At 32.1% G+C, this 21,228-nt stretch carries 21 protein-coding genes, 8 tRNA genes and 1 riboswitch; of the genes, 8 read left to right on the top strand and 21 right to left on the bottom strand.

Annotated features, from left to right (window positions below; all coding sequences use genetic code 11):
• Positions 1-93: 93 nt before the first annotated feature.
• Positions 94-1,002 (bottom strand): NERD domain-containing protein, encoded by a 909-nt coding sequence (locus P7F85_RS05195; RefSeq protein WP_002466230.1) that lies wholly within the window; start codon positions 1,000-1,002, stop codon positions 94-96.
• Between the two features lie 119 nt (positions 1,003-1,121).
• Complete coding sequence (gene metK / locus P7F85_RS05190) at positions 1,122-2,321, bottom strand: methionine adenosyltransferase (RefSeq protein WP_015364877.1); 1,200 nt, start codon at positions 2,319-2,321, stop codon at positions 1,122-1,124.
• Positions 2,322-2,429: 108 nt separating this feature from the next.
• A riboswitch (SAM riboswitch) is annotated at positions 2,430-2,545 on the bottom strand.
• Between the two features lie 153 nt (positions 2,546-2,698).
• Between metK and pckA the strand changes: the two genes are divergently transcribed.
• On the top strand, positions 2,699-4,291 hold the full coding sequence (gene pckA, locus P7F85_RS05185; protein WP_002466245.1) for a phosphoenolpyruvate carboxykinase (ATP): 1,593 nt from the start codon (positions 2,699-2,701) through the stop codon (positions 4,289-4,291).
• Positions 4,292-4,766: 475 nt separating this feature from the next.
• Here pckA and P7F85_RS05180 read toward each other — a convergent pair whose 3' ends face one another.
• Together P7F85_RS05180 and ytkD are read right to left on the bottom strand one after the other, a co-directional pair.
• Positions 4,767-5,516 carry an alpha/beta hydrolase family protein gene (locus P7F85_RS05180; RefSeq protein WP_161767517.1) on the bottom strand — a complete coding sequence of 250 codons (750 nt, stop codon included), beginning with the start codon at positions 5,514-5,516 and terminating at the stop codon, positions 4,767-4,769.
• A gap of 10 nt (positions 5,517-5,526) precedes the next feature.
• Entirely contained in the window at positions 5,527-6,000 is a 474-nt protein-coding gene (ytkD, locus tag P7F85_RS05175; protein WP_002466823.1) for an RNA deprotection pyrophosphohydrolase, read from the bottom strand.
• A gap of 60 nt (positions 6,001-6,060) precedes the next feature.
• Between ytkD and yidD the strand changes: the two genes are divergently transcribed.
• On the top strand, positions 6,061-6,300 hold the full coding sequence (yidD, locus tag P7F85_RS05170; RefSeq protein WP_002452125.1) for a membrane protein insertion efficiency factor YidD: 240 nt from the start codon (positions 6,061-6,063) through the stop codon (positions 6,298-6,300).
• Here the strand turns inward: yidD and menC are convergent.
• Entirely contained in the window at positions 6,284-7,297 is a 1,014-nt protein-coding gene (gene menC / locus P7F85_RS05165) for an o-succinylbenzoate synthase (RefSeq protein WP_002466818.1), read from the bottom strand. The genes yidD and menC overlap by 17 nt on opposite strands.
• Complete coding sequence (gene menE / locus P7F85_RS05160) at positions 7,287-8,696, bottom strand: o-succinylbenzoate--CoA ligase (protein ID WP_002466826.1); 1,410 nt, start codon at positions 8,694-8,696, stop codon at positions 7,287-7,289. Before menE ends, menC begins: the two co-directional genes overlap by 11 nt.
• A 251-nt stretch (positions 8,697-8,947) precedes the next feature.
• Here menE and P7F85_RS05155 point away from each other — a divergent pair, with 251 nt between their 5' ends.
• Positions 8,948-9,016: an epsilon family phenol-soluble modulin gene (locus P7F85_RS05155; RefSeq protein ID WP_100066984.1), complete on the top strand. Its 69-nt coding sequence runs from the start codon at positions 8,948-8,950 to the stop codon at positions 9,014-9,016.
• An 859-nt stretch (positions 9,017-9,875) separates the two neighbouring features.
• Here P7F85_RS05155 and P7F85_RS05150 read toward each other — a convergent pair.
• The 12 genes from P7F85_RS05150 to hemE form a co-directional block, all read right to left on the bottom strand.
• Positions 9,876-9,964, bottom strand: a tRNA-Ser gene (locus P7F85_RS05150).
• A gap of 52 nt (positions 9,965-10,016) precedes the next feature.
• Positions 10,017-10,088: transfer RNA gene (locus P7F85_RS05145), tRNA-Glu, on the bottom strand.
• 1 nt (position 10,089) lies between these two features.
• Positions 10,090-10,164 (bottom strand) — tRNA-Asn (locus P7F85_RS05140).
• 7 nt (positions 10,165-10,171) lie between these two features.
• Positions 10,172-10,245 (bottom strand) — tRNA-Gly (locus P7F85_RS05135).
• Positions 10,246-10,266: 21 nt separating this feature from the next.
• Positions 10,267-10,342 (bottom strand) — tRNA-His (locus P7F85_RS05130).
• Positions 10,343-10,355: 13 nt separating this feature from the next.
• Positions 10,356-10,428 (bottom strand) — tRNA-Phe (locus tag P7F85_RS05125).
• 13 nt (positions 10,429-10,441) lie between these two features.
• Positions 10,442-10,517, bottom strand: a tRNA-Asp gene (locus P7F85_RS05120).
• A gap of 15 nt (positions 10,518-10,532) precedes the next feature.
• Positions 10,533-10,606, bottom strand: a tRNA-Met gene (locus tag P7F85_RS05115).
• Positions 10,607-11,046: 440 nt separating this feature from the next.
• Positions 11,047-11,601 carry an RBBP9/YdeN family alpha/beta hydrolase gene (locus P7F85_RS05110; protein ID WP_002452122.1) on the bottom strand — a complete coding sequence of 185 codons (555 nt, stop codon included), beginning with the start codon at positions 11,599-11,601 and terminating at the stop codon, positions 11,047-11,049.
• Between the two features lie 131 nt (positions 11,602-11,732).
• Positions 11,733-13,130, bottom strand: a complete 1,398-nt coding sequence (gene hemY, locus P7F85_RS05105) for a protoporphyrinogen oxidase (protein ID WP_015364876.1) — start codon at positions 13,128-13,130, stop codon at positions 11,733-11,735.
• A 21-nt stretch (positions 13,131-13,151) separates the two neighbouring features.
• Complete coding sequence (gene hemH / locus P7F85_RS05100) at positions 13,152-14,075, bottom strand: ferrochelatase (RefSeq protein ID WP_002466815.1); 924 nt, start codon at positions 14,073-14,075, stop codon at positions 13,152-13,154.
• A gap of 61 nt (positions 14,076-14,136) precedes the next feature.
• Positions 14,137-15,174, bottom strand: coding sequence for a uroporphyrinogen decarboxylase (gene hemE / locus P7F85_RS05095; protein ID WP_002466820.1), 1,038 nt, complete (start codon positions 15,172-15,174; stop codon positions 14,137-14,139).
• Positions 15,175-15,508: 334 nt separating this feature from the next.
• On the opposite strand from hemE, the gene traP reads away from it, so the two are divergent.
• Positions 15,509-16,012, top strand: a complete 504-nt coding sequence (traP, locus tag P7F85_RS05090; RefSeq protein ID WP_002466817.1) for a signal transduction protein TRAP — start codon at positions 15,509-15,511, stop codon at positions 16,010-16,012.
• 59 nt (positions 16,013-16,071) lie between these two features.
• On the opposite strand, the gene ecsB is transcribed toward traP, so the two are convergent.
• Both ecsB and ecsA read right to left on the bottom strand, forming a co-directional pair.
• Positions 16,072-17,295, bottom strand: coding sequence for an ABC transporter permease EcsB (gene ecsB, locus P7F85_RS05085; RefSeq protein ID WP_002466814.1), 1,224 nt, complete (start codon positions 17,293-17,295; stop codon positions 16,072-16,074).
• Positions 17,288-18,028: an ABC transporter ATP-binding protein EcsA gene (gene ecsA, locus P7F85_RS05080; protein WP_002466806.1), complete on the bottom strand. Its 741-nt coding sequence runs from the start codon at positions 18,026-18,028 to the stop codon at positions 17,288-17,290. Before ecsA ends, ecsB begins: the two co-directional genes overlap by 8 nt.
• 131 nt (positions 18,029-18,159) lie before the next feature.
• On the opposite strand from ecsA, the gene P7F85_RS05075 reads away from it, so the two are divergent.
• From P7F85_RS05075 to prsA, 4 genes are all read left to right on the top strand, one after another.
• Positions 18,160-18,585, top strand: coding sequence for an HIT family protein (locus P7F85_RS05075; protein WP_002466803.1), 426 nt, complete (start codon positions 18,160-18,162; stop codon positions 18,583-18,585).
• Between the two features lie 77 nt (positions 18,586-18,662).
• Positions 18,663-19,034, top strand: a complete 372-nt coding sequence (locus P7F85_RS05070) for a YtxH domain-containing protein (RefSeq protein WP_031464024.1) — start codon at positions 18,663-18,665, stop codon at positions 19,032-19,034.
• A 194-nt stretch (positions 19,035-19,228) separates the two neighbouring features.
• Positions 19,229-19,786 (top strand): DUF3267 domain-containing protein, encoded by a 558-nt coding sequence (locus P7F85_RS05065; protein WP_002466819.1) that lies wholly within the window; start codon positions 19,229-19,231, stop codon positions 19,784-19,786.
• A gap of 177 nt (positions 19,787-19,963) precedes the next feature.
• Positions 19,964-20,956 (top strand): peptidylprolyl isomerase PrsA, encoded by a 993-nt coding sequence (gene prsA / locus P7F85_RS05060; RefSeq protein WP_002466825.1) that lies wholly within the window; start codon positions 19,964-19,966, stop codon positions 20,954-20,956.
• Between the two features lie 151 nt (positions 20,957-21,107).
• Here the strand turns inward: prsA and P7F85_RS05055 are convergent, their stop codons facing one another.
• The gene (locus tag P7F85_RS05055) at positions 21,108-21,203 is read right to left on the bottom strand and encodes a type I toxin-antitoxin system Fst family toxin (protein ID WP_015364873.1); all 96 of its coding nucleotides are present in this window, start codon (positions 21,201-21,203) and stop codon (positions 21,108-21,110) included.
• Positions 21,204-21,228 lie beyond the last annotated feature (25 nt).

Raw genomic sequence — 21,228 nt, 5'->3', positions numbered from 1 at the left:
CTTAGATTAAACGTAAGTCATATAAAATTCAATTTCTGTGCTCAAAACTAAAAAAGCTAGTAGAGTTAAAACCTCTACTAGCTTAGTTGAAATTTAATTAAAGGATTCAATTTGTTCCATGATTTGTTGTAAATCGTCGACATTATATTGAATACGTCCATGGAATACAAATTTGTTAAAGAATTCATCAAGTTGTTCTGGTCCAACTAATACTTTGACATTACTATTTTGAGCATAGTTCGAAATAGTAACATCCCCATCATTTTTAGGATTAAAGTAAAGAATAGACGTTGGTGTATACTTTGTATTTAATTTACTTTGTAAGTCACCTGCTACATTCTGTATTTGTTGAATTTCGTCTGAATAGTTTATAAATGATAATGATTTTTGATCATTATTTTGATCAAGTACTAATGTTTGTGGTGTTGATTGATCTAATTCCAACGTATTAAATACTTGTTCCATAGTTGGTAACTCAGAAAACTGAGCACCGCTAATCCCATTATATACATGACCTTTTAGTAATTGAGAGTCAATAATATATAAACCAGTACGAGTAAGAACGAGATGACTAATTCTTTCAATTTTATTTAATTCATTTGTTGGTAGGAAAATATTAGCCATGATATGCATATCTTCAGGACGAATACGTTTTTCATTGACTAAACGCTCACGAATACCAATTAATCGCATATCAGTTACATATTCACTATGGTTTTTAGAGAATAGCTTTAATGCATCAATTTCTCTTTCTTTACTATTTACTGTAGCTTCATAATCTTCTTTTTGTTTCGTAACTGCCTTTTTATTCTCAATACGTTCTTTTTCTAAAGCTTCTTCATGAGATGCCTTTATACTTTGTTCTTTTTGTTGGTATTCTTCTTCTGTTTGTTGCTTAATCTTTTTCTTACTATTTAAAGCAATTAAAAATAGTACAAAAAAGATAAATGCAATGACTACTGCAACAATTAACCCTATACCAATAGGTGAAGATAAACTCATCACATCAACGCTCCTTTTATATGATCAATACAACTAATTATAAAACATAATGATGACATTTTCGACATTTAGTCGCAATTTATCTTATTATATTTCAAACATCCCATAAGTTATTTCGTTTAAACTTTGTTAATCGTATCTTTTAAAACGTTGACTTTATCTAATTTTTCCCATGGTAATAATACGTCAGTACGTCCGAAATGACCATATGCAGCGGTTTGTTTATAAATAGGTTGTTTTAAATCCAACATTTTAATGATACCAGCTGGTCTTAAATCAAAGTTTGCTCTAACCGCTTCAACTAATTCAGCCTCTGTTACTTTACCTGTTCCGAAGGTATCTATAGCTATTGATACTGGTTCAGCTACACCTATTGCGTATGCAAGTTGGACTTCACATTGTTCAGCTAATTCTGCAGCAACAATATTCTTCGCTACATATCTAGCAGCATAAGCAGCAGAACGGTCTACTTTAGTTGGATCCTTACCACTGAAGCAACCACCACCATGGCGTGCATAACCACCATACGTATCCACGATAATTTTACGTCCTGTTAATCCAGCATCCCCTTGTGGTCCACCGATTACAAAACGTCCTGTAGGATTAATATAGAATTTTGTCTTATCATCCATTAATGATTCTGGAACAGTTGGATAAATAACATGTTTTTTAATATCCTCTTGAATTTCTTCTAAAGATTTATCTTCAGCGTGTTGCGTTGACACAACAATAGTATCAATACGTTTAGGTTTATCATTTTCATCATATTCTACAGTGACCTGAACCTTACCATCCGGACGTAAATAGTCTATAATGTCATCTTTACGTACATCTGATAGACGTTTCGCTAATTGATGAGATAAGAAAATAGGTAACGGCATATAAGTATCTGTTTCGTTTGTAGCATAACCAAACATTAATCCTTGGTCACCTGCACCAGTTGCTTCAATTTCTTCTTCAGAAATATCATCACGGTATTCTAATGCTGTATCAACACCTTGAGCGATATCTGGTGATTGTTCATCAATGGCAGTTAAAACGGCCATCGTTTGTGAATCGTAACCATATTTAGCACGTGTATAACCAATTTCTTTAATGGTCTCTCTTACAACTTTCGGAATATCAACATATGTCGTCGTTGATATTTCACCTGAAATTAATGCCATTCCAGTTGTCACTGTAGTCTCACAAGCCACACGTGCATTAGGGTCGTCTTTAAGAATTTCGTCTAAGATTGCATCAGATACCTGATCAGCAATTTTATCTGGATGTCCTTCAGTTACTGATTCTGAAGTAAATAATCGTTTATTGTTAGTCATGTTTTGCTCCTTTTAAAATATATTACGATAATTCTCTTTTATTTGAGCTAAATAAAAGAGCCTTCTACTACTACCTAGATAGAGTGAAGGCTCTTATACGTCCATTCGCTCTTATCGTTCAGACATTATACGTCTGCAAACGGTTTGGCACCTTTCTTTTTATATGTAAAAAGAGGTTGCTGGGTTTCATTGGGTCCATGTCCCTCCACCACTCAGGATAAGAGAATCCGTTAAAATTAATACTACCTAATAAGAGAATTAATGTCAATTTATGATTTAAGTTATTTTAGTAATAATTTACGGTGGATTAATTAAATTGATATGTTATACTATTGAAATGTAAAGGCTTACATTATAACTATCTGGAGGGATTAAGTATGTCGATTGATACATACTCTGAAACGACTAAAATTAAACAATTATTAGAAAAACCATCAACAAAGTTTCAACTATCAACAACTCAACTTTACAATAAAATATTAGATAATAATGAAGGTGAACTTACTGAATTAGGTGCTATTAATGCTAGCACTGGTAAATACACTGGCCGCTCACCTAAGGATAAGTTTATCGTTACTGAACCTTCATATAGAGATAATGTAGATTGGGGAGACGTCAATCAACCTATCGATGAAGAAACATTTTTAAAGCTTTACAATAAAGTATTAGACTACTTAGGCAAGAAAGACGAATTATATGTTTTTAATGGTTACGCAGGTAGTGATAAAGATTCACGTTTGAAATTAACTGTCATTAACGAATTAGCATGGCATAATTTATTTGCACATAACATGTTCATTCGTCCTGAATCTAAAGAAGAAGCAAAATCAATCAAACCTAACTTTACAATTGTATCTGCACCACATTTCAAAGCTGATCCTGAAGTTGATGGCACGAAGACTGAAACGTTTGTCATTGTGTCATTTAAACATAAAGTGATTTTAATCGGTGGTACAGAATATGCTGGGGAAATGAAAAAAGGTATCTTTTCAGTAATGAATTACCTATTACCTATGCAAGATATTATGAGTATGCATTGCTCTGCTAACGTGGGAGAAAAAGGCGATGTAGCACTATTCTTTGGTTTATCAGGTACAGGTAAAACAACGTTGTCAGCTGATCCTGAAAGAAAATTAATCGGTGACGATGAACATGGTTGGAATAAAAATGGCGTGTTCAACATTGAAGGTGGTTGTTATGCAAAAGCAATCAATCTTTCAAAAGAAAAAGAGCCACAAATTTATGATGCTATTGAATACGGCACTATCTTAGAAAACACAGTCGTTAAAGAAGACGGTACTGTTGATTTCGATGATAATAAATTCACTGAAAATACAAGAGCAGCTTATCCTATTCATCATATTGATAATATTGTATTACCTTCAAAAGCAGCACATCCTAATACGATTATCTTTTTAACTGCAGATGCATTTGGAGTGATTCCTCCAATTTCAAAATTAAATAAAGATCAAGCAATGTATCATTTCTTAAGTGGTTTCACGTCTAAATTAGCAGGTACAGAACGTGGTGTAACAGAACCTGAACCATCATTCTCTACTTGTTTCGGCGCACCTTTCTTACCACTTCATCCTACAGTTTATGCAGATCTTTTAGGAGAATTAATTGATAAACATGATGTTGATGTTTATTTAGTTAACACTGGATGGACTGGCGGTAAATATGGTGTTGGTAGAAGAATTAGTTTACACTATACGCGTCAAATGGTTAACCAAGCTATCTCAGGGAAATTAAAAGATGCAGAGTTTACAAAAGACTCAACATTTGGTTTAAATATTCCAGTTGAAATTAAAGATGTACCAAAAACAATCTTAAATCCTATCAATGCTTGGAGCGACGCTGAAAAATATAAAGCACAAGCAAATGATCTTATCCAAAGATTTGAAGATAACTTCAAAAAATTCGGCCCTGAAGTCGAACACATTTCTGACAAAGGTGCTTTCAATAAATAAAAGTAAAACAGGCTGGGACATAAATATATATTTCAAGTTACATTCATATTTAGGCAGTAGTTGACTGTAAAGTCATTCTTTTTCTTAAAGAAATTAGAATGACTTACACATGAGTATTAACTCATGTGTTCAGATTAAGTTTAAGAGGTATACATGAACTTAAAAGTTCATGCATAAAACCGTCTAAGTAATGAATTACAAAGACGGTCTAATGTACCAAGCTTTTTCATTTCTAGTCAACCTTGCCGGGGGGACGGGCCCCAAACATAGAGAATTTCGAAAAGAAAATCTACAGACAATGCAAGTTGGGGATGGACAACGATAAAGAAATACTTTTTCTTTAGAAATTAGTATTTCTTATGCATGAGTTTCACTCATGTATTCCTATTTTAAAGTACACATTAGCTGTGGCTAATGCGTAAGAACCACTTCATATTCAATGATTAGTGGTTCTTTATTATTTCTGTCCCACTCCCTATTTTTTGTTTATTTCTATTTGAGTCATCCATTTATGTATGTACTTTAAAGTTTCTTTTAAAGCAAATGGTCGAGGTACATGTCCTTCTTCCATTTGATAAAGTGTATCATAATGCACACCAATGTCTTTCAATCGTCGTTCTAGATAATAAGCTTGATGAATACCTACCTGTTTATCTTTACCACCATGTACAATTAAAATCGGTGGACTTTGCGGTGTAATATATTGTATCGCTTCTCTAACTTCATATGCTTCATGATCTTTTTTAGGGTGCCCAACCATTCTTCTCAGCATCCCTCTTAAATCCACACGCTCTTCATACATTAAATGTATATCAGAAACACCACCCCAAATGATATAACTATCAACTGGTAAATCTTGAAATGTTAGCAAGCCTTGCAACCCACCACGAGAAAATCCAATCATATGTATAAACGCGTTGGGATATTTTGAATGTAATATGCGTATAAGTTCAGTGACATCATTTAAATCTCCTCGATAAAACTCATCTTTACCTTCACTACCATTATTACCTCTATAATAAGGACCCACAACAAGTGTCTGTTCATTAGCAAATTGCATTAAGCGAGCTGCTCGTACCCGACCAACTTGTCCTTTTCCGCCTCTTAAATAAACCACTATTCTATTAACTTTACTATATGGTGTCATCATTAGTGCCTTCACTTTTAGATGATCAACATCATAAGTGATTTCATCAAACTGGTGCGTAGCTATTTCAATCGGCATTCTTTTCGTTTTAATAAAGTCCAAGTGAAATCACCCTTTCAAAACAGTGTAAAATGGCGTCATCTTGTAGCAAAAAACTACGTTCACTATATGGTATGTCTTCTATAGAAGTAAAAAGACAAGGGCCATCTGTTTCTAAATAGTCAGTTCGATTGGCTAAAGATGAAACTTGAATAAAATAAACATCTTTGACAAACCTAGAGGCATCGTTAGTTTTCACAGTATATTGAGCAATGTACTGTATTTCTTCTATATATGCACCGGTTTCTTCATATAATTCACGCTGGATAGCATCAATGCTTGATTCTCCATGTTCCCTTTTGCCGCCAGGAAATTCAATACCTCTATTTTTATGTCGAGTAAATAATAACTTCCCTTGGTATACTGGTATTGCAAGAACGTGATTACCTGTTGGATTATCTGTATTCGCTTTATATGTTAACTGCACTTCTCTTTGGTCTTTATCTAAAAACTTCAAGTACATCACATTCCTTTATAATATGTTAAAATAACTGTATTCAAAATTCTGGTTGGAGGCTTTTTTATGAAAAAAATATTCTTAGCCTTGATACATTTTTATCAACGCTATATTTCTCCATTAACACCACCTACATGTCGCTTTTATCCTACATGTTCAGAATATACGCGTGAAGCGATTCAATATCATGGTGCTTTCAAAGGATTATATTTAGGCATTCGACGCATACTCAAATGCCATCCACTACATAAAGGTGGCTATGACCCAGTACCGCTTGCTAAAAATAAGTCTAAACATCACCATTAATACATTCTAATTTACTTCTATCTACTACAGGGGGAATGAATTCAATCATTCCCTCTTTTAAAATACCTTCATTTTCCACAAAGTCATTTTCAAAATAATAGCCTGCTGGCGTCACATCACCAGGATAATCACCATATTGAGATAACATTGCAGTAAAATAACGACTCAATCCGTATTCATACATACCACCTACAACAATATTAATACCCCTATTTTTTAGATAATCAATGGTTTCTATAACACGGTCAATACCACCTAATCTAAACGGCTTGAGTACAACAGTATCAATTTGATAATGCGAAACAATAAACTGAATATCATCAATTGATGTTGCCTTTTCATCAATTGCAATAGGTAATTGCGGTTCATTATCAAACTGTTTTAAGGTATTAATATTAGCAAACGGTTCTTCTATATATAATATATTTTGATTCATATCTTTATTTATTTCTTGGTATTGATTGATATCGAGTGACTCATTTGCATCGATGACAATATCAAATGGAAATTCTAATGACTTTAATTTATTAATATCAGAAATTAATTGATTTGAATATTTCACTTTTATACGTTTAGGTTGCGTTTGCTTTAACGTCGCAAATTGGGCATCACTCCATCCACTGACGGTAGCACCATATTCAACCTTAAATGCTTTAAGTTTATAATACATTTGATATAACGCCATGACAACTGTACTGCGGGCTGCCGGACAATGATTTAATGTGTTCAATAGCGACTGCCATTCTTCAAATGAATATACATCCTTATTCTTAATTGATACAAACCACTGTTCGATCTGTTGTTTAACAGAAGATATAGTTTCCTTATCGTACCATGGTGTTTTAAAGGCGTTGCACTCACCAAAATACGTATCACCTGTTTCAGTAATCAGTTCGATGATTAAACATTCTCTTTTGTCTAATGACACTTTAGGTGTCACAATAGGTGATTTAAATGCCTGACTATACAAGTAAAACTTCAACTCATTAATCTTCATTTTCAGATTCCTTTGACATCACTTTATTTCTTTGTAGTTTACCTGTTGAAGTATATGGTAATTCATTTACTTCATAAAAGGCTTTAGGTATTTTATATTTAGCTAAATGTGTGGAGAAATGTTGTTGTAAATCATTTTTATCAAAGTGGTCTTGGGCGATATAATATAGTACCGGTACTTGACCCCAAGTGTCATCATTTTGACCAATACATACGGCGTCTTCAATTTCAGGAAAATGTTTAGCTACAGATTCAATTTGGTATGGATAGATATTTTCTCCACCACTAATGATTAAGTCTTTACGACGATCATAAATCATAACGAAGCCATCATCGTCAATTTCAGCAATATCACCTGTTTTAAAAAAGCCATCTTCAAATGTATCTGTTAAATTAGAAGGATATAAATAACCATTCATTACATTTACCCCTTTTATGAGTAATTCACCGTGACCATTTTGATCAGCATCTTTAATTTTAACTTTGACATTATCACTCGGTTTACCAACTGTATCATATCGTTGAGCCAACATATCTGGTGTCGCAGTTAAAAATTGTGAACATGTTTCAGTCATTCCAAACGAATTATAAATAGGCAAGCGATAATCTAATGCTTGTTGAATTAAATTTGAAGAAAGCTTTGCGCCACCTAACAGAATCTTTTCTAATTGATATGGCTTTTCTAAACCTGCATCCATTAACCATTTTAATGTTTGTGGCACAAGTGACACATGAGTAATATCTTCATTTTTAATAATATCAAGCATATTTTCTGTATTATATTTCTCTAATAGTCTGACAGTAAATCCTTCCATCACACTACGTAATATCACACTCAAACCTGATATATGATAAATCGGGAGTACAGATAACCATTTAGATTGTTGACTATATCCTAAGCTCCTTTTACATCCTTCTGCACTTGCTAGATGATTCTTAAACGTTTGAGGCACAGCCTTTTGTGGACCAGTCGTACCCGATGTAAACATGATTGATGCGATATTTTCTAATTTAAAAATATTCATTTGATCTTCTATTTGATTTAAAAGCTGAATTTCCTCAATATTGTATATATTAAAACCTTCTAATTCTAAAGATGTCGTTGTGATAATTGTATTAACATCGATTGAATTCATTTGAGCAATCATTTCATTAGTCGTTAACCGAGTATTAATCATCGCAATTTCAATATTAGCAAGCCAACATGCATGTATTAAAATCAATGACTCAATTCGATTATTAATATGTAAACCAATTCTTGACTGAGATAATTGGTTTAAATGTTGTGAAAGTCCATGCGCTTCATCATATAAAGCTTTGAATGTAAGCGAGTGTTGTCCATCAGTCACAGCTATTTTATTTTTATTCTTGATAGATTGTTCTTTTAACCAAAAGTCCACGAGTCATTCCTCCATTTATCATTACATATTTAATTATAACGATTTTAATTGAATCTATCAGTGGTCAAATCTTAAATTTCTAAATAAAGTATGTAGAAATAAATGTATATCTACACCCTTGCATTCAAGAATGTCCTTTTAAATTATAAAAACTACACCTTGGGAAATACGTATATAAAATAAGAAAAAAATCCCTAAAAAGATTAAAAAAGATTTATATTAAAGATACAAATTATAGGAGGTGAATCACAATGCAATTTATCACAGATCTTATCAAAAAAGCAGTAGATTTCTTCAAAGGTTTATTTGGTAACAAATAATCTGCATCATGATCATCCTGGAACTCAAGTTCCATAATCCTATGGCCCTAAAGCATACCTTATCGTATCGCTTTAGGGTTTTTCTTATATGTTTGATATGCTATATGTGGATATAGTTTTATTTAATTGGTAGACAAAGTTTGAATGAAAAAGAATATATTATAAATATTATTGTTACTAAGATACTCAGATATGCTTCATATATGACTTTGAAATTATAAACAGACATAAAATAATTGCAATGTTTTCAAAATCAATTGCCAAATTTCTGATAACCTTAACCCCTTCTATTTTTATAATCCCAAATCTGGTGATTACTAACATTTATTATATTGTTAAACAGTGACTCATAATCATATTGACTTCTCTTATAACTTTCATTTGAATTTATCCATAAAAAAAATAGAGATTTAAATAGTAATACTTCAATCTCTATAATATAATTTTTTGTTTAATTGTATAAATTCTCATGATGTACCTCTTTAAATTAAAAAAGCAGGAAGAGTACAAAACTCAATCCTGCATAATACTATGATATTCATTATTACGCCTTGCCTCATAGTAAGACGGCTACTGTAATTAATGTATTTTGTTTTAAAGTCCACGCATGGTCGTTGACTTATATATATTATAACATTTTTATTTTATTTCTCAATATATAATTCTAATGTTTCATTTCTTTTTTTAACGTTGTGTGGTTGTCTTTCTTTATGGTCTTCAATTTTTGATTGGGCAACTTTACTCACTTTTATTAGAATTTAGACTTTCATTTAAATTCTCTTATCCTCAAATTAATGCCTAATTTAAAAGAAAACAAAAATAAGCCTAGAATGGATTAAAACCATTCTAGGCGTTTTTACGGAGAGTGAGGGATTCGAACCCTCGAGACGCTTGTGGCGCCTACACACTTTCCAGGCGTGCTCCTTCGGCCAGCTCGGACAACTCTCCATCATAATATGATAAATAAAAAAACAGAAGCGATATTTCACTTCTGTTTGTATGACTCCTACGGGACTCGAACCCGTGTTACCGCCGTGAAAGGGCGGTGTCTTAACCGCTTGACCAAGGAGCCATGGCTCCACAGGTAGGACTCGAACCTACGACCGATCGGTTAACAGCCGATAGCTCTACCACTGAGCTACTGTGGAATAATAATGGAGCGGGTGATGGGAATCGAACCCACAACATCAGCTTGGAAGGCTGAGGTTTTGCCATTAAACTACACCCGCATGTGAAATGTAATACGATTATGGGGCGGTTGAAGGGAATCGAACCCTCGAATGTCGGAACCACAATCCGAATCGTTAACCACTTCGCCACAACCGCCAAAAATGACGAATGGTTCAGGACAGAGTCGAACTGCCGACACATGGAGCTTCAATCCATTGCTCTACCAACTGAGCTACTGAACCATAATATTAATAATGGCGGTCTCGACGGGAATCGAACCCGCGATCTCCTGCGTGACAGGCAGGCGTGTTAACCGCTACACTACGAGACCTATTAAAACTATGTATTGCGGGAGGCGGATTTGAACCACCGACCTTCGGGTTATGAGCCCGACGAGCTACCGAACTGCTCCATCCCGCGATAATATTATTTTTGACTACTTGATTATTGTACCATCATTAGCTTAATAAAGTCAACACTTTTTTAAAACTAAATTTACATTGTTTGAATTAATAAAACAATCGATACGTTCAAGTTGCTTTAATACGCTCTCGCTTAACACTTTATTAGTATATTAAGTTTGTTACTATTAGTCAATATTAATTCCAAATTAAAATGTGTAAAAATTACTACTTGATTTCATTTTATAACAAAAGTGTCTAAATGGCCTTCTATTATATTAACTTTCATCCAATATTGATACCTTTTCTATTAAATGATCATCTTCTATTTTTCATGTTTTCTGTTTTTCGTCCCTTACTGCTACTAAATGGATCACAATATCAAATGACTAACGCCATACTTATCTATTCTAAATAAGTACGGCGCATATTTAAAATTATATTATTAATTTCCCTACCCTATTGCGTCATAAATCCTTGCATACGATTTTGTAGTGATGTGAATGTAGTAAAACCATCCTCTTCCATAAAATGGCCACCATCTTCAACAACTCTCATACGTCCATCTAAGGTATCCATAAGTCGCTTCGTTTCTTTATATGAAACATGTGTATCATTTTTAGAACTCAAACCATAAAAATGATCTACTTTACTTTTAACTCGTTCATAATTAATCGTTACTCCATGTAAATCAATATTTTCATCTATGTCTACTGCATCATCTTTAAAACCAGCAATACTGAATAGCCCTTCAACATTTTGTTCTAATGTTTCTATAAATTTCAAAGTCGCTATCGTTCCAAATCCATGTGTTACAAAATATGTATCTTTCTTTCTTACATTTAATTGTTGTTGCATTTGCTTAACCCACATATCAATTTTAGCAGGAGTATTAGCTTCTAAATTAAAAAGAGAGACTTTATATCCTTCTAACGTTAAATTGTGACCTAACCATTCATACCAATGATTATGTGCATTTCCTACACTTGAATGAACAATGATGACATCTGTCATTTTTATCAACCTCACTTCTAGATTAAGTAGCAGTCTTTATCATGAACGTATTTATCTTTATTCTATATCAAAAGCACTTTAAAAAGACATTGTTATCCTTTTAAAGTGCTTTAATTAAATTATAAAACGTATTAACGTAATTCCTCTAGCATTTCATCAACCGCATTATGACCTTGTTGGATACAATCAGGTAGGCCAACCGCTTCAAATGGCGCCCCTGTAATTTTTAATCGCGGATAAGTTCGTTTAATATGTTCTTGAATTTTTCTAATTTGTTTAATGTGACCTACATGGTATTGAGGCATACTTTTCGGTAATCGATTGACTATTGTGAATTCAGGATCACCTTTAAATGTCATCATTTGTTTTAAATCACGACGTACTATAGAAACAATTTCTTCATCTGTGTGATCATCCACAACAGTATCACCTGGTTTACCAACATAAGCTCTTATTAAAACTTTGCCTTCTGGTGTTGTAAATGGCCATTTTTTAGATGTCCATGTACATGCCGTAATATCTGTATTACTTGTTCTAGCAATTACAAAACCAGTACCATCATAAGTATTTTCAATATCTTTTTCATCAAATGCTAGGACAACTGTTGCCACTGTTGTTGAATCCATCGTATTGAAATAATCAAACGCTGGATCATGATTGAACCATTGCATAAACACTTGTTGAGGTGTAGTGACTAATACACCATCATATACTTCATTTTTACCATCAACAACCACTTGATAGTCTCTTTGAGATACAATAATATCTTCAACTTTAGTGTTATATTGAATGTCTACACCTTGATTTTTAACAGCTTCTTCAAGTGCTTCGATAAATGAGCTTAAACCATGCTTGAACTGTTTAAATTGTCCTTTAGGCGCACCTGGGTATAATTGACGTTGTTTAATACGTTGTTCTTTTTCATCTTTCATACCTTTAATTAAGCTACCAAAGGCTTCTTCTTTTTCTTTAAAATTGGGAAATGTACTCATTAAACTTAAGTCATCTATATTTGTACCATAGATACCACCCATTAGTGGTTCAATTAAATTCTCAAGAACTTCATCACCTAAACGTTGTCTAAAGAAATCACCTACTGAAATGTCATCTTCTATCTCGATAGGCTTTTTAAATAAATCTAATCCAGCTCTAAGTTTACCTAATGGTGAAATTAATTTAGTTTTGATAAAAGGTTTAATATCCGTTGGTATGCCCATAATAGAACCACCCGGTATCGGATATAATTTATTTTTAGCATAAATGTATGATTGACCTGTCGTATTGGTAATTAAATCATTACCTAATCCAATTTCATTAGCTATATCAGTCATAATCGTTTTTCTACCTAAATAAGACTCTGGGCCTAATTCAATCGTATAGCCATCTTTACGGTATGTTTGGATTTTTCCACCTGGTCGATTGGTTGCCTCATAAATGGTTACATTTAAATGAGGATTTTGTTTTTTCATATAGTAAGCACTTGTTAAGCCGGTTATACCTGCACCGATGATTGCTACATTCTTACTCAAAATCATTCACGCTTCCTTCTATTAAAATACTGATTTAATTTCGTCTACAATTGCACCGATAAATAATGGATGCGTATTAGGCATGTCTGGACGATAATAATTTGCACCGATGTCGTCACAAACAACTTTACATTCATAGTCATTATCATATAAAACTTCTAAATGTTCGCATACAAATCCTACTGGTGTATAGATAAAGTTTTTATAGCCATGCGCATCATATAAATCTCTTGTTAAATCCTGTACGTCAGGCCCTAACCAAGGTGTACCAGTATTACCTTCTGATTGCCAACCTTCAGCAACATGGATAATATTTGATTTAACTTTTAATTGTTCTGCTGTGTCATGTAGCTCTTTAGGATATGGATCATTGTTTCTTTCAATTAATCCTTTAGGTAGACTGTGTGCAGATACAACTAATACAGTATCGTCATGTTCTTCAGATGGAATCTGTTTTAAAGTATCATTAATTTGGTTAGTCCAAAATTCTAAGAATTTCGGTTGGTGATAATAATGTTTAACATGATGTAATTGAATACCGTATTTTTCAGCCTCTTGATCAGCACGTTCATCATAAGAGCCGACTGAAAAGCTTGAATAATGTGGTGCTAAAACTACAGTTACTGCTTCAGTAATCCCATCATTATTCATAGACTCAACCGCTTCTTCTATATATGGTGAAATATGTTTAAGACCTAAATATAACTTAAATTCAACATCGTCATATGCGTCGTTTAAGGCATCTTTTAATGCTTCTGCTTGTCTGTCTGTAGTACCTGCTAATGGTGACAATCCACCAATAAATTCATAGCGGTTTTTTAAATCTTGTAGTTCTTCATCTGTTGGTTTTTTACCGTGTCTGATATCAGTATAATAAGGTTCAATGTCACTTTCTTTGTAAGGTGTGCCATAAGCCATTACTAATAATCCTATTGTTTTACTCATTTATAAAACCACCCTTTAATCTAATCATATTACTTACGTTATTCAAATTGAATTAATAGAACTACTGTTGAGTATAATCATGTACAAATTGACTTACTTTGCGAAGTGTTTCTGGTTGAACTTCTGGGAAGACACCATGCCCAAGGTTAAAGATATGTTTGCCTCTAGACATACCTTGGTCTAAAATGTCTTTTAATCTCTCTTCAATTACTTCCCATGGCGCTAATAGCAATGATGGGTCTAAATTGCCTTGTAATGTTTTGTTTACGCCCATTTGTTGAGCTTGCTGAATGGATGTTCTCCAGTCTAAACCTAGCACATCAATTGGTAAATCATTCCATTCGTTAATTAAATGACTCGCACCAACACCAAACAATATAACTGGAACTTGATGTTGACGCTTAATACCATTTACTAGTTTATCCATACCTGGCTTAATATATTTTCTATAATCCTGAACATTTAAAGCGCCTACCCAAGAGTCAAAGATTTGAACCAACTCGGCACCTGCTTCTATTTGTGCATTAACGTAATCTATGGAAATAGCAACCAAATGATCCATTAAAGCAAACCAAGTAGCTTCATCTCGATACATCATTGCTTTAGTTAAATTGTAATTTTTAGATGGTCCGCCTTCTATCATATATGAAGCTAAAGTGAATGGAGCACCAGTAAAACCAATTAACGGTACATTTAATTTTTCTTCAGTTAATATTTTTATCGTATCTAAAACATATGGTACATCTCGTTTTGGATCAATTTGAGAAAGTTTTTCAACATCTTGTACTGATTTAATTGGATTTTGTATCACTGGTCCGATTCCAGATTTAATTTCAACATCTACACCAATAGGTTTTAACGGTGTCATAATATCTTTATATAAAATCGCAGCATCTGTATTGTAATTATCAACTGGTAAGTGTGTGACATATGCACATAATTCAGGTTGATGCGTAATCTCGAATAACGAATATTTCTCTTTTAATTTACGGTATTCTGGTTGTGACCTCCCTGCCTGACGCATAAACCAGACTGGTGTATGGGATGTCTTTTCACCTTTTATCATTTTTAAAATCGTATCATTCTTGGTATGCACCATTTAGTCCCCCTAAATTAAAATCATTCTTATCTATAATATCATATTGTATGTTCGTTCGTATTTTATTGTGCTTAAATGTCATAAAAAAGACATAGTAAAATTATTTGGAAATATGAACTACTTACAAATTGTCATAATTTTTTATTTAGATATTGAAATTCAATATAATAACTCGTCATTTTATATCATGGATATAATATAATTCCATTTAATTTCAGTTTAATTTGTAATAAATCAATACATTCTTATACATTTATTTTAAAAATCAGACTTTTAAGGTAGAAAATAAAAAATGATAATCGTATAATTAATAAAAACAAGGGAGGTAACTGTCATGAATTTATATACATCTTATGGGACTTATGGATTTTTAAATCAAATTCAACTTAATAATCCAGACCATGATTTATTCCAATATTCAGCATCAGATACTTCAGTTATATTAGAAGAAACTGAAGGAAAATCTGTACTAAAACATCCAAGTGCATATGAAGTATTATATAGCGTGGGCGAATTTAATGAAGAACATTTTTACTGCGCTCTATTCATTCCTTCATCTGAAGATCATAAAAATCAATTAGAAAAACAATTACTTCATTTTGGTGCACCTTTTGACAATTTCGGCGGGTTCAAAAGTTATCGATTATTACGACCATTAGAAGGCAATACATATAAATTGTATTTTGGTTTTGCTAATCGTAGTGCATATGAAGACTTTAAGTCATCTGACTTATTCCAAGATCATTTTTCTAAAGCAGCATTAAATCAATTCTTTGGATATAGTGGCCAACATTCAAGTTACTTTGAACGTTACTTATATCCAGTAGATCATAATTAAAAATAAAAAAGTTGTCCTATAGCAAAGATATTACTTTTGCTATTAGGACAACTTTTTATTTAATCTCTTAATAATGTTTCTTGGTATTTTAATTTTTTAATCGTACTTCTAATCGTTAAATATCCAACTAAGAAGAATACGATTGAAAAGAAAAATAATGTTGGATTCGTAATTGAAAATGTAATTGTAAATATCAAACCAATAATAATCATAAGTCTATATAAAAACTTCTCATAACCTTTGATAACAATTGTATCAGGTACAGGCCAAACCTGTGGCCATAGTCCATAAGCTTGTTGAGTATAGAACTGAGACATTTGTAATAATGTGATATACATAAATAAACTACCTATTAATATAGAGATTACCGGATTTGAAAGCCATACCATTAATATCACTGCTATAAGTGTCAATCTTAATATGATACTGAAAGCATCTCTACCTCGTACAAAACTTCGTATAAATAAATATAAGTACATTTGATTAGCATTAAATTTCCGACCTTTCGGTACCGGTAAAATAAAATCTAAATAACTACGTCTAACCGCTGACTCTCTCAAATGTTTGACATCGGTAAACATATTTACAAATTTATAATAATTTGTATGATGTCTATGTTCTAATCCAATCATTCTATCCCATGGATATAATTGTTTGTCTGCTTTAGGTTTTAAAGTAGCAATCAATACTAAAATTAATAAAGTGACAATTAACGCTAAATACGTTTGTAATCCGAGGATCAAATAATAGTTCATACTTAAAATAATAAAAAAGCCTATATTCATTAACCAAGTTGATACACCTAATCGATAACCAATCCATCTTAGGCATAACACTAAATAAGGTAGAATGAGTGCGATTACTACAAAAACAATATAGTATTGCAAATGGTGATGATTCAATTTATAAAATAATGGCAATGGTACGATGAGTAATACCAATTGCGTTACTATTCTTGCAAAGTAACTATATTGTATACTTAATGTCATATAGCGTTTCATGTACTTTTCAAATGGTAATAAAAAGATTTGATCTGCTTCTTTTAATAATGTTCTTAATGGAAATAATGAAGCAATCGCCAAAATGATACTAGTTATAAGTGCATAATCAATATGCTCCGGTATATGTTTTAACCACTCACCATACCCCATGATAAAAGCACCAAACAAGATTAAAAGAAAGACTGTAAAATGACCATTAAAAATAAATTTATTATAGTAATTTTTTTCTTTACGTATCGCCTTTTGACGCTTTCTAAATAATATTGTTGCTTGATTATTCATTGGCATGTCCACCTTGAGTAACATGTATATAAATATCATCTAGTGTATGATGGTTGAGCCCAGTTTGTGCCCTTAATTCATCTAAATTTCCAAAAGCGACAACTTCACCTTTATCTAAAATAATAAAACGATCGCAATAGCGTTCGGCAGTTGCTAAGATATGTGTACTCATCAACACAGTGCGCCCTTCATTTTTCTTTTCTACCATTAAATCAAGCATGGACTGTATACCTAACGGATCTAAACCTAAAAATGGTTCGTCAATAATATACAATTCAGGATTTACGATAAACGCACATATAATCATCACTTTTTGTTTCATACCTTTTGAAAAATGGCTTGGAAAAACCTTTAATTCATCTTGTAATCTAAATATTTTTAATAACGGTTCTGCCCTTTTCATTGCTTCATCTTGTGATAGTCCATATGCCATTGCAGTCATTTCAATATGTTCTTGTAACGTTAATTCTTCATAAATAACTGGTGACTCTGGAATATATGATAATTTTCGACGATATGTTTCAATATCGTCAGTTATATTAGTGTTAGAAATTGATAATGATCCAGATGTAGGAGTTAAAAGTCCTAACATATGTTTGATAGTAGTACTTTTACCAGCACCATTTAGACCTATTAATCCAACGATTTCGCCTTCTCTTAATTCAAAATTGATATCTTTAATTACAGGTCGTTTACCGTAACCACCTGTTAGATGTTCTACTTTTACTGTCATAAGGCACCTCCACGAGACCTATTGTATCAAAAATTATGAATTACACCTAAAATTAGCTATGATGAATGACGAATTTTTGTTAGTAATGCTATAATATATTTTAAGATGAAGAGAAGAGGAGTGTAATCAACATGTCTGAAACGATTTTCAGTAAAATTATTACTGGTGAAATTCCTAGCTTTAAAATTTATGAAAATGATTATGTCTATGCCTTTTTAGATATTTCTCAAGTAACGAAAGGTCATACACTTTTAATTCCTAAAAAAGCTTCAGCAAATATCTTTGAAACAGATGAAGAAACAATGAAACATATTGGTGTTGCCCTTCCTAAAGTAGCGAATGCAATTAAAAAAGCATTTAATCCTGATGGCTTAAACATTATACAAAATAATGGTGAATTCGCTGATCAATCAGTTTTCCATTTACATTTCCATTTGATTCCAAGATATGAAAATGACATTGATGGCTTTGGTTATAAGTGGGAAACACATGAAGATGTAATAAATGATGAAACTAAAAAAGAAATTGCTGCTCAAATTCAAGCTCAATTTGAATAATCATGCTTAATTTGTATTAAAATGGGTATAAGATGAATAATACAATTATCCGAGATATAAAAGTGAGGAGATTTATAATGAAAGTAACACGCGTATTGTTTGGTATTGGCGTAGGTGTTGCCGCTGGTTTCGCAGTATCATTGCGTAATCGTGATGACCAAAGCGTTAAGAATAACACTATTGATGGCGGACAGCCAACTGGCGCTCAATCAGAGTTACAACGTGAACTAGAAACAATGAAACAATCATTTAATGACATATTAAATTATAGTTCACAAATTAAAAATGAAGGTACAGAGTTCGGTAGTTCAATCGGTGATGAAATTAAAACATTAATCGGTAACTTCAAGTCTGATATTAACCCTAATATTGAAAAGCTAAAATCTCACATTGAGAATTTACAAAACCGTGGCGAAGAAATTAGTAATACATTTTCTAAAGAAAAATAAATAATTTATTGTATGGTATTCCCTATTCAAAAATGTAATCATCGATTGCAATTGTTGAATAGGGTTTTCTAATATATTGACACACCTATTAAAAAAATATTATTTGATTGATTTATCCTAAATTCCTATTGACTTCATCCATAATTCAATAGATAATACCATACATATATTGACTAAGAAATGAGGCATGTTGCATGTTTTTATGTACAAGACAAATTGATATTCATGAAAGATTTGGTATCCCTAGAATTGCATTCATGAGTATTGTTGGTACCATTATAATGTTTTTGTTTAGTTATGAAGTCATGTACTTTTTTAGTAACACGCCATTATCTGATAAACATTTCCTAATTGTGCTTTTACTTGTATTTTTTATGTATCCATTACATAAAGGGGTTCATTTATTATTTTTCCTACCCTTTTACAAATCATTTCGAATTCATAAATTAACACGAAAAAAATGGATTCCATATTTTAATACTTATGTAAACACACCCATCCATAAAGTTTATTTTTGTATCAATTTGATATTACCTTTTATATTAATATCATCATTATTTATTTTTTTATGTATGTATTTTCCACAATATGGACATTATTGTATGTTTCTATTAGCACTTAATTTTGGTTTTTCTGTACTTGATTTACTTTATTTAAAAATTTTAGTGTTTTCAAATTATGGGAATTATATTGAAGAACACCAATCTGGCATACACATTTTGAAGAAAGAAAAATTTATCGCTTCTATATAGGTTTAAATATAAACTGTCTTTCAAGTTATTATCTTGATTGACAGTTTTTTTATGGGGATTGTTTTTAATCTTTAAATTACCTAGTACTATAGTCCTAAAGAGAGGGTTTTGAATTGGTACCTTCCCTTTTATATGTTATATTTACGTTGATTATATACATAAAGGAGCTAACAACATATGAAAGCATTTAACAAAATCATGATACCAGTGACTGCTAGTGCCCTTTTACTAGGTGCATGCGGATCAGATGCGACAGATTCAAAAGAAAACACGCTCATATCATCTAAAGCTGGAGATGTTAAAGTTGAGGATGTTATGAAGAAAATTGGTAAAGACCAAATTGCTAGTAAATCATTCAGTATCGCTCTAGATAAAATTCTCGCTGATAAATATAAAGATAAAGTAGATACTAAAGATATTGATAAAGATATTAAAAAAGAAGAAAAGCAATATGGTGGTAAGGAACAATTTGAAAGTGTCTTAAAGCAACAAGGTATGTCAATGGATGATTACAAAGATCAAAAACGTTTATCCGCATATCAGAAAGAATTATTAAATGATAAGATAAAAGTGTCTGATAAAGAAATCAAAGATAATACTAAAAAAGCCTCTCATATCTTAATCAAAGTTAAATCTAAAGACAGTGATAAAGAAGGATTATCAGATAAAAAAGCAAAACAAAAAGCTGAAGAAATTCAAAAAGAAGTTTCTAAAGATCCAAGTAAATTTGGAGAAATCGCTAAAAAAGAATCTATGGATAAATCTAGTGCTAAAAAAGATGGTTCCCTTGGTTATGTAACAAAAGGACAAATGATGGAAAGCTTCGACAAAGCGCTATTTAAACTAAAAGAAGGCGAAGTTTCTAAAGTTGTCAAAACTGATTATGGTTACCATATCATTAAAGCTGACAAAGAAACTGACTTTAACTCAGAAAAGTCAAATCTGAAATCTAAAATTTTAGAACAAAAAATTCAAAAAGACCCTAAATTATTAACTGATGCTTATAAAGAAATCCTGGACGAATATAAAGTAGATTATAAAGATAGAGATATTAAAAAAGCTGTTGATGATACAATTTTAGATCCAGACAAGATTAAACAACAAGAACAACAATCATCACAAGGTGGCGCTAGCATGCAACAAGGTGCTCCAGGAATGACAGGATCATAATTCGTAATTAGCATAATAGATAGTAACATTTTGCAATCTTAAATACACATGTTATAATATATGTAACAAAGATTTCAGTATGGAAACACCAATCCCCTCACTATTTGCGGTAGTGAGGGGATTTTTTAGTGTAGCTACATATGTCGCCTATTTACTTGTCGTTACGATGGCGTAGCCAATGCGCAAATAATGTAACGATACAACCACTAATAACAGTAGTTGCGATATGAACAAAGATTTCAGTCATGGAAGTAACACCCCCTCTCATCGTC

It is taken from the genome of Staphylococcus sp. aM, from assembly GCF_052975125.1.
This window is presented reverse-complemented; position numbering and strand designations above follow the sequence as displayed.

Excerpts from the sequence above, each read along its gene's own strand:
- P7F85_RS05195 (WP_002466230.1), bottom strand. The coding sequence starts at position 1,002 with ATGAGTTTATCTTCACCTATTGGTATAGGGTTAATTGTTGCAGTAGTC.
- metK (WP_015364877.1), bottom strand. The coding sequence starts at position 2,321 with ATGACTAACAATAAACGATTATTTACTTCAGAATCAGTAACTGAAGGA.
- pckA (WP_002466245.1), top strand. The coding sequence starts at position 2,699 with ATGTCGATTGATACATACTCTGAAACGACTAAAATTAAACAATTATTA.
- P7F85_RS05180 (WP_161767517.1), bottom strand. The coding sequence starts at position 5,516 with ATGCCGATTGAAATAGCTACGCACCAGTTTGATGAAATCACTTATGAT.
- ytkD (WP_002466823.1), bottom strand. The coding sequence starts at position 6,000 with ATGTACTTGAAGTTTTTAGATAAAGACCAAAGAGAAGTGCAGTTAACA.
- yidD (WP_002452125.1), top strand. The coding sequence starts at position 6,061 with ATGAAAAAAATATTCTTAGCCTTGATACATTTTTATCAACGCTATATT.
- menC (WP_002466818.1), bottom strand. The coding sequence starts at position 7,297 with ATGAAGATTAATGAGTTGAAGTTTTACTTGTATAGTCAGGCATTTAAA.
- P7F85_RS05110 (WP_002452122.1), bottom strand. The coding sequence starts at position 11,601 with ATGACAGATGTCATCATTGTTCATTCAAGTGTAGGAAATGCACATAAT.
- hemH (WP_002466815.1), bottom strand. The coding sequence starts at position 14,075 with ATGAGTAAAACAATAGGATTATTAGTAATGGCTTATGGCACACCTTAC.
- hemE (WP_002466820.1), bottom strand. The coding sequence starts at position 15,174 with ATGGTGCATACCAAGAATGATACGATTTTAAAAATGATAAAAGGTGAA.
- traP (WP_002466817.1), top strand. The coding sequence starts at position 15,509 with ATGAATTTATATACATCTTATGGGACTTATGGATTTTTAAATCAAATT.
- ecsB (WP_002466814.1), bottom strand. The coding sequence starts at position 17,295 with ATGAATAATCAAGCAACAATATTATTTAGAAAGCGTCAAAAGGCGATA.
- ecsA (WP_002466806.1), bottom strand. The coding sequence starts at position 18,028 with ATGACAGTAAAAGTAGAACATCTAACAGGTGGTTACGGTAAACGACCT.
- P7F85_RS05075 (WP_002466803.1), top strand. The coding sequence starts at position 18,160 with ATGTCTGAAACGATTTTCAGTAAAATTATTACTGGTGAAATTCCTAGC.
- P7F85_RS05070 (WP_031464024.1), top strand. The coding sequence starts at position 18,663 with ATGAAAGTAACACGCGTATTGTTTGGTATTGGCGTAGGTGTTGCCGCT.
- P7F85_RS05065 (WP_002466819.1), top strand. The coding sequence starts at position 19,229 with ATGTTTTTATGTACAAGACAAATTGATATTCATGAAAGATTTGGTATC.
- prsA (WP_002466825.1), top strand. The coding sequence starts at position 19,964 with ATGAAAGCATTTAACAAAATCATGATACCAGTGACTGCTAGTGCCCTT.
- P7F85_RS05055 (WP_015364873.1), bottom strand. The coding sequence starts at position 21,203 with ATGACTGAAATCTTTGTTCATATCGCAACTACTGTTATTAGTGGTTGT.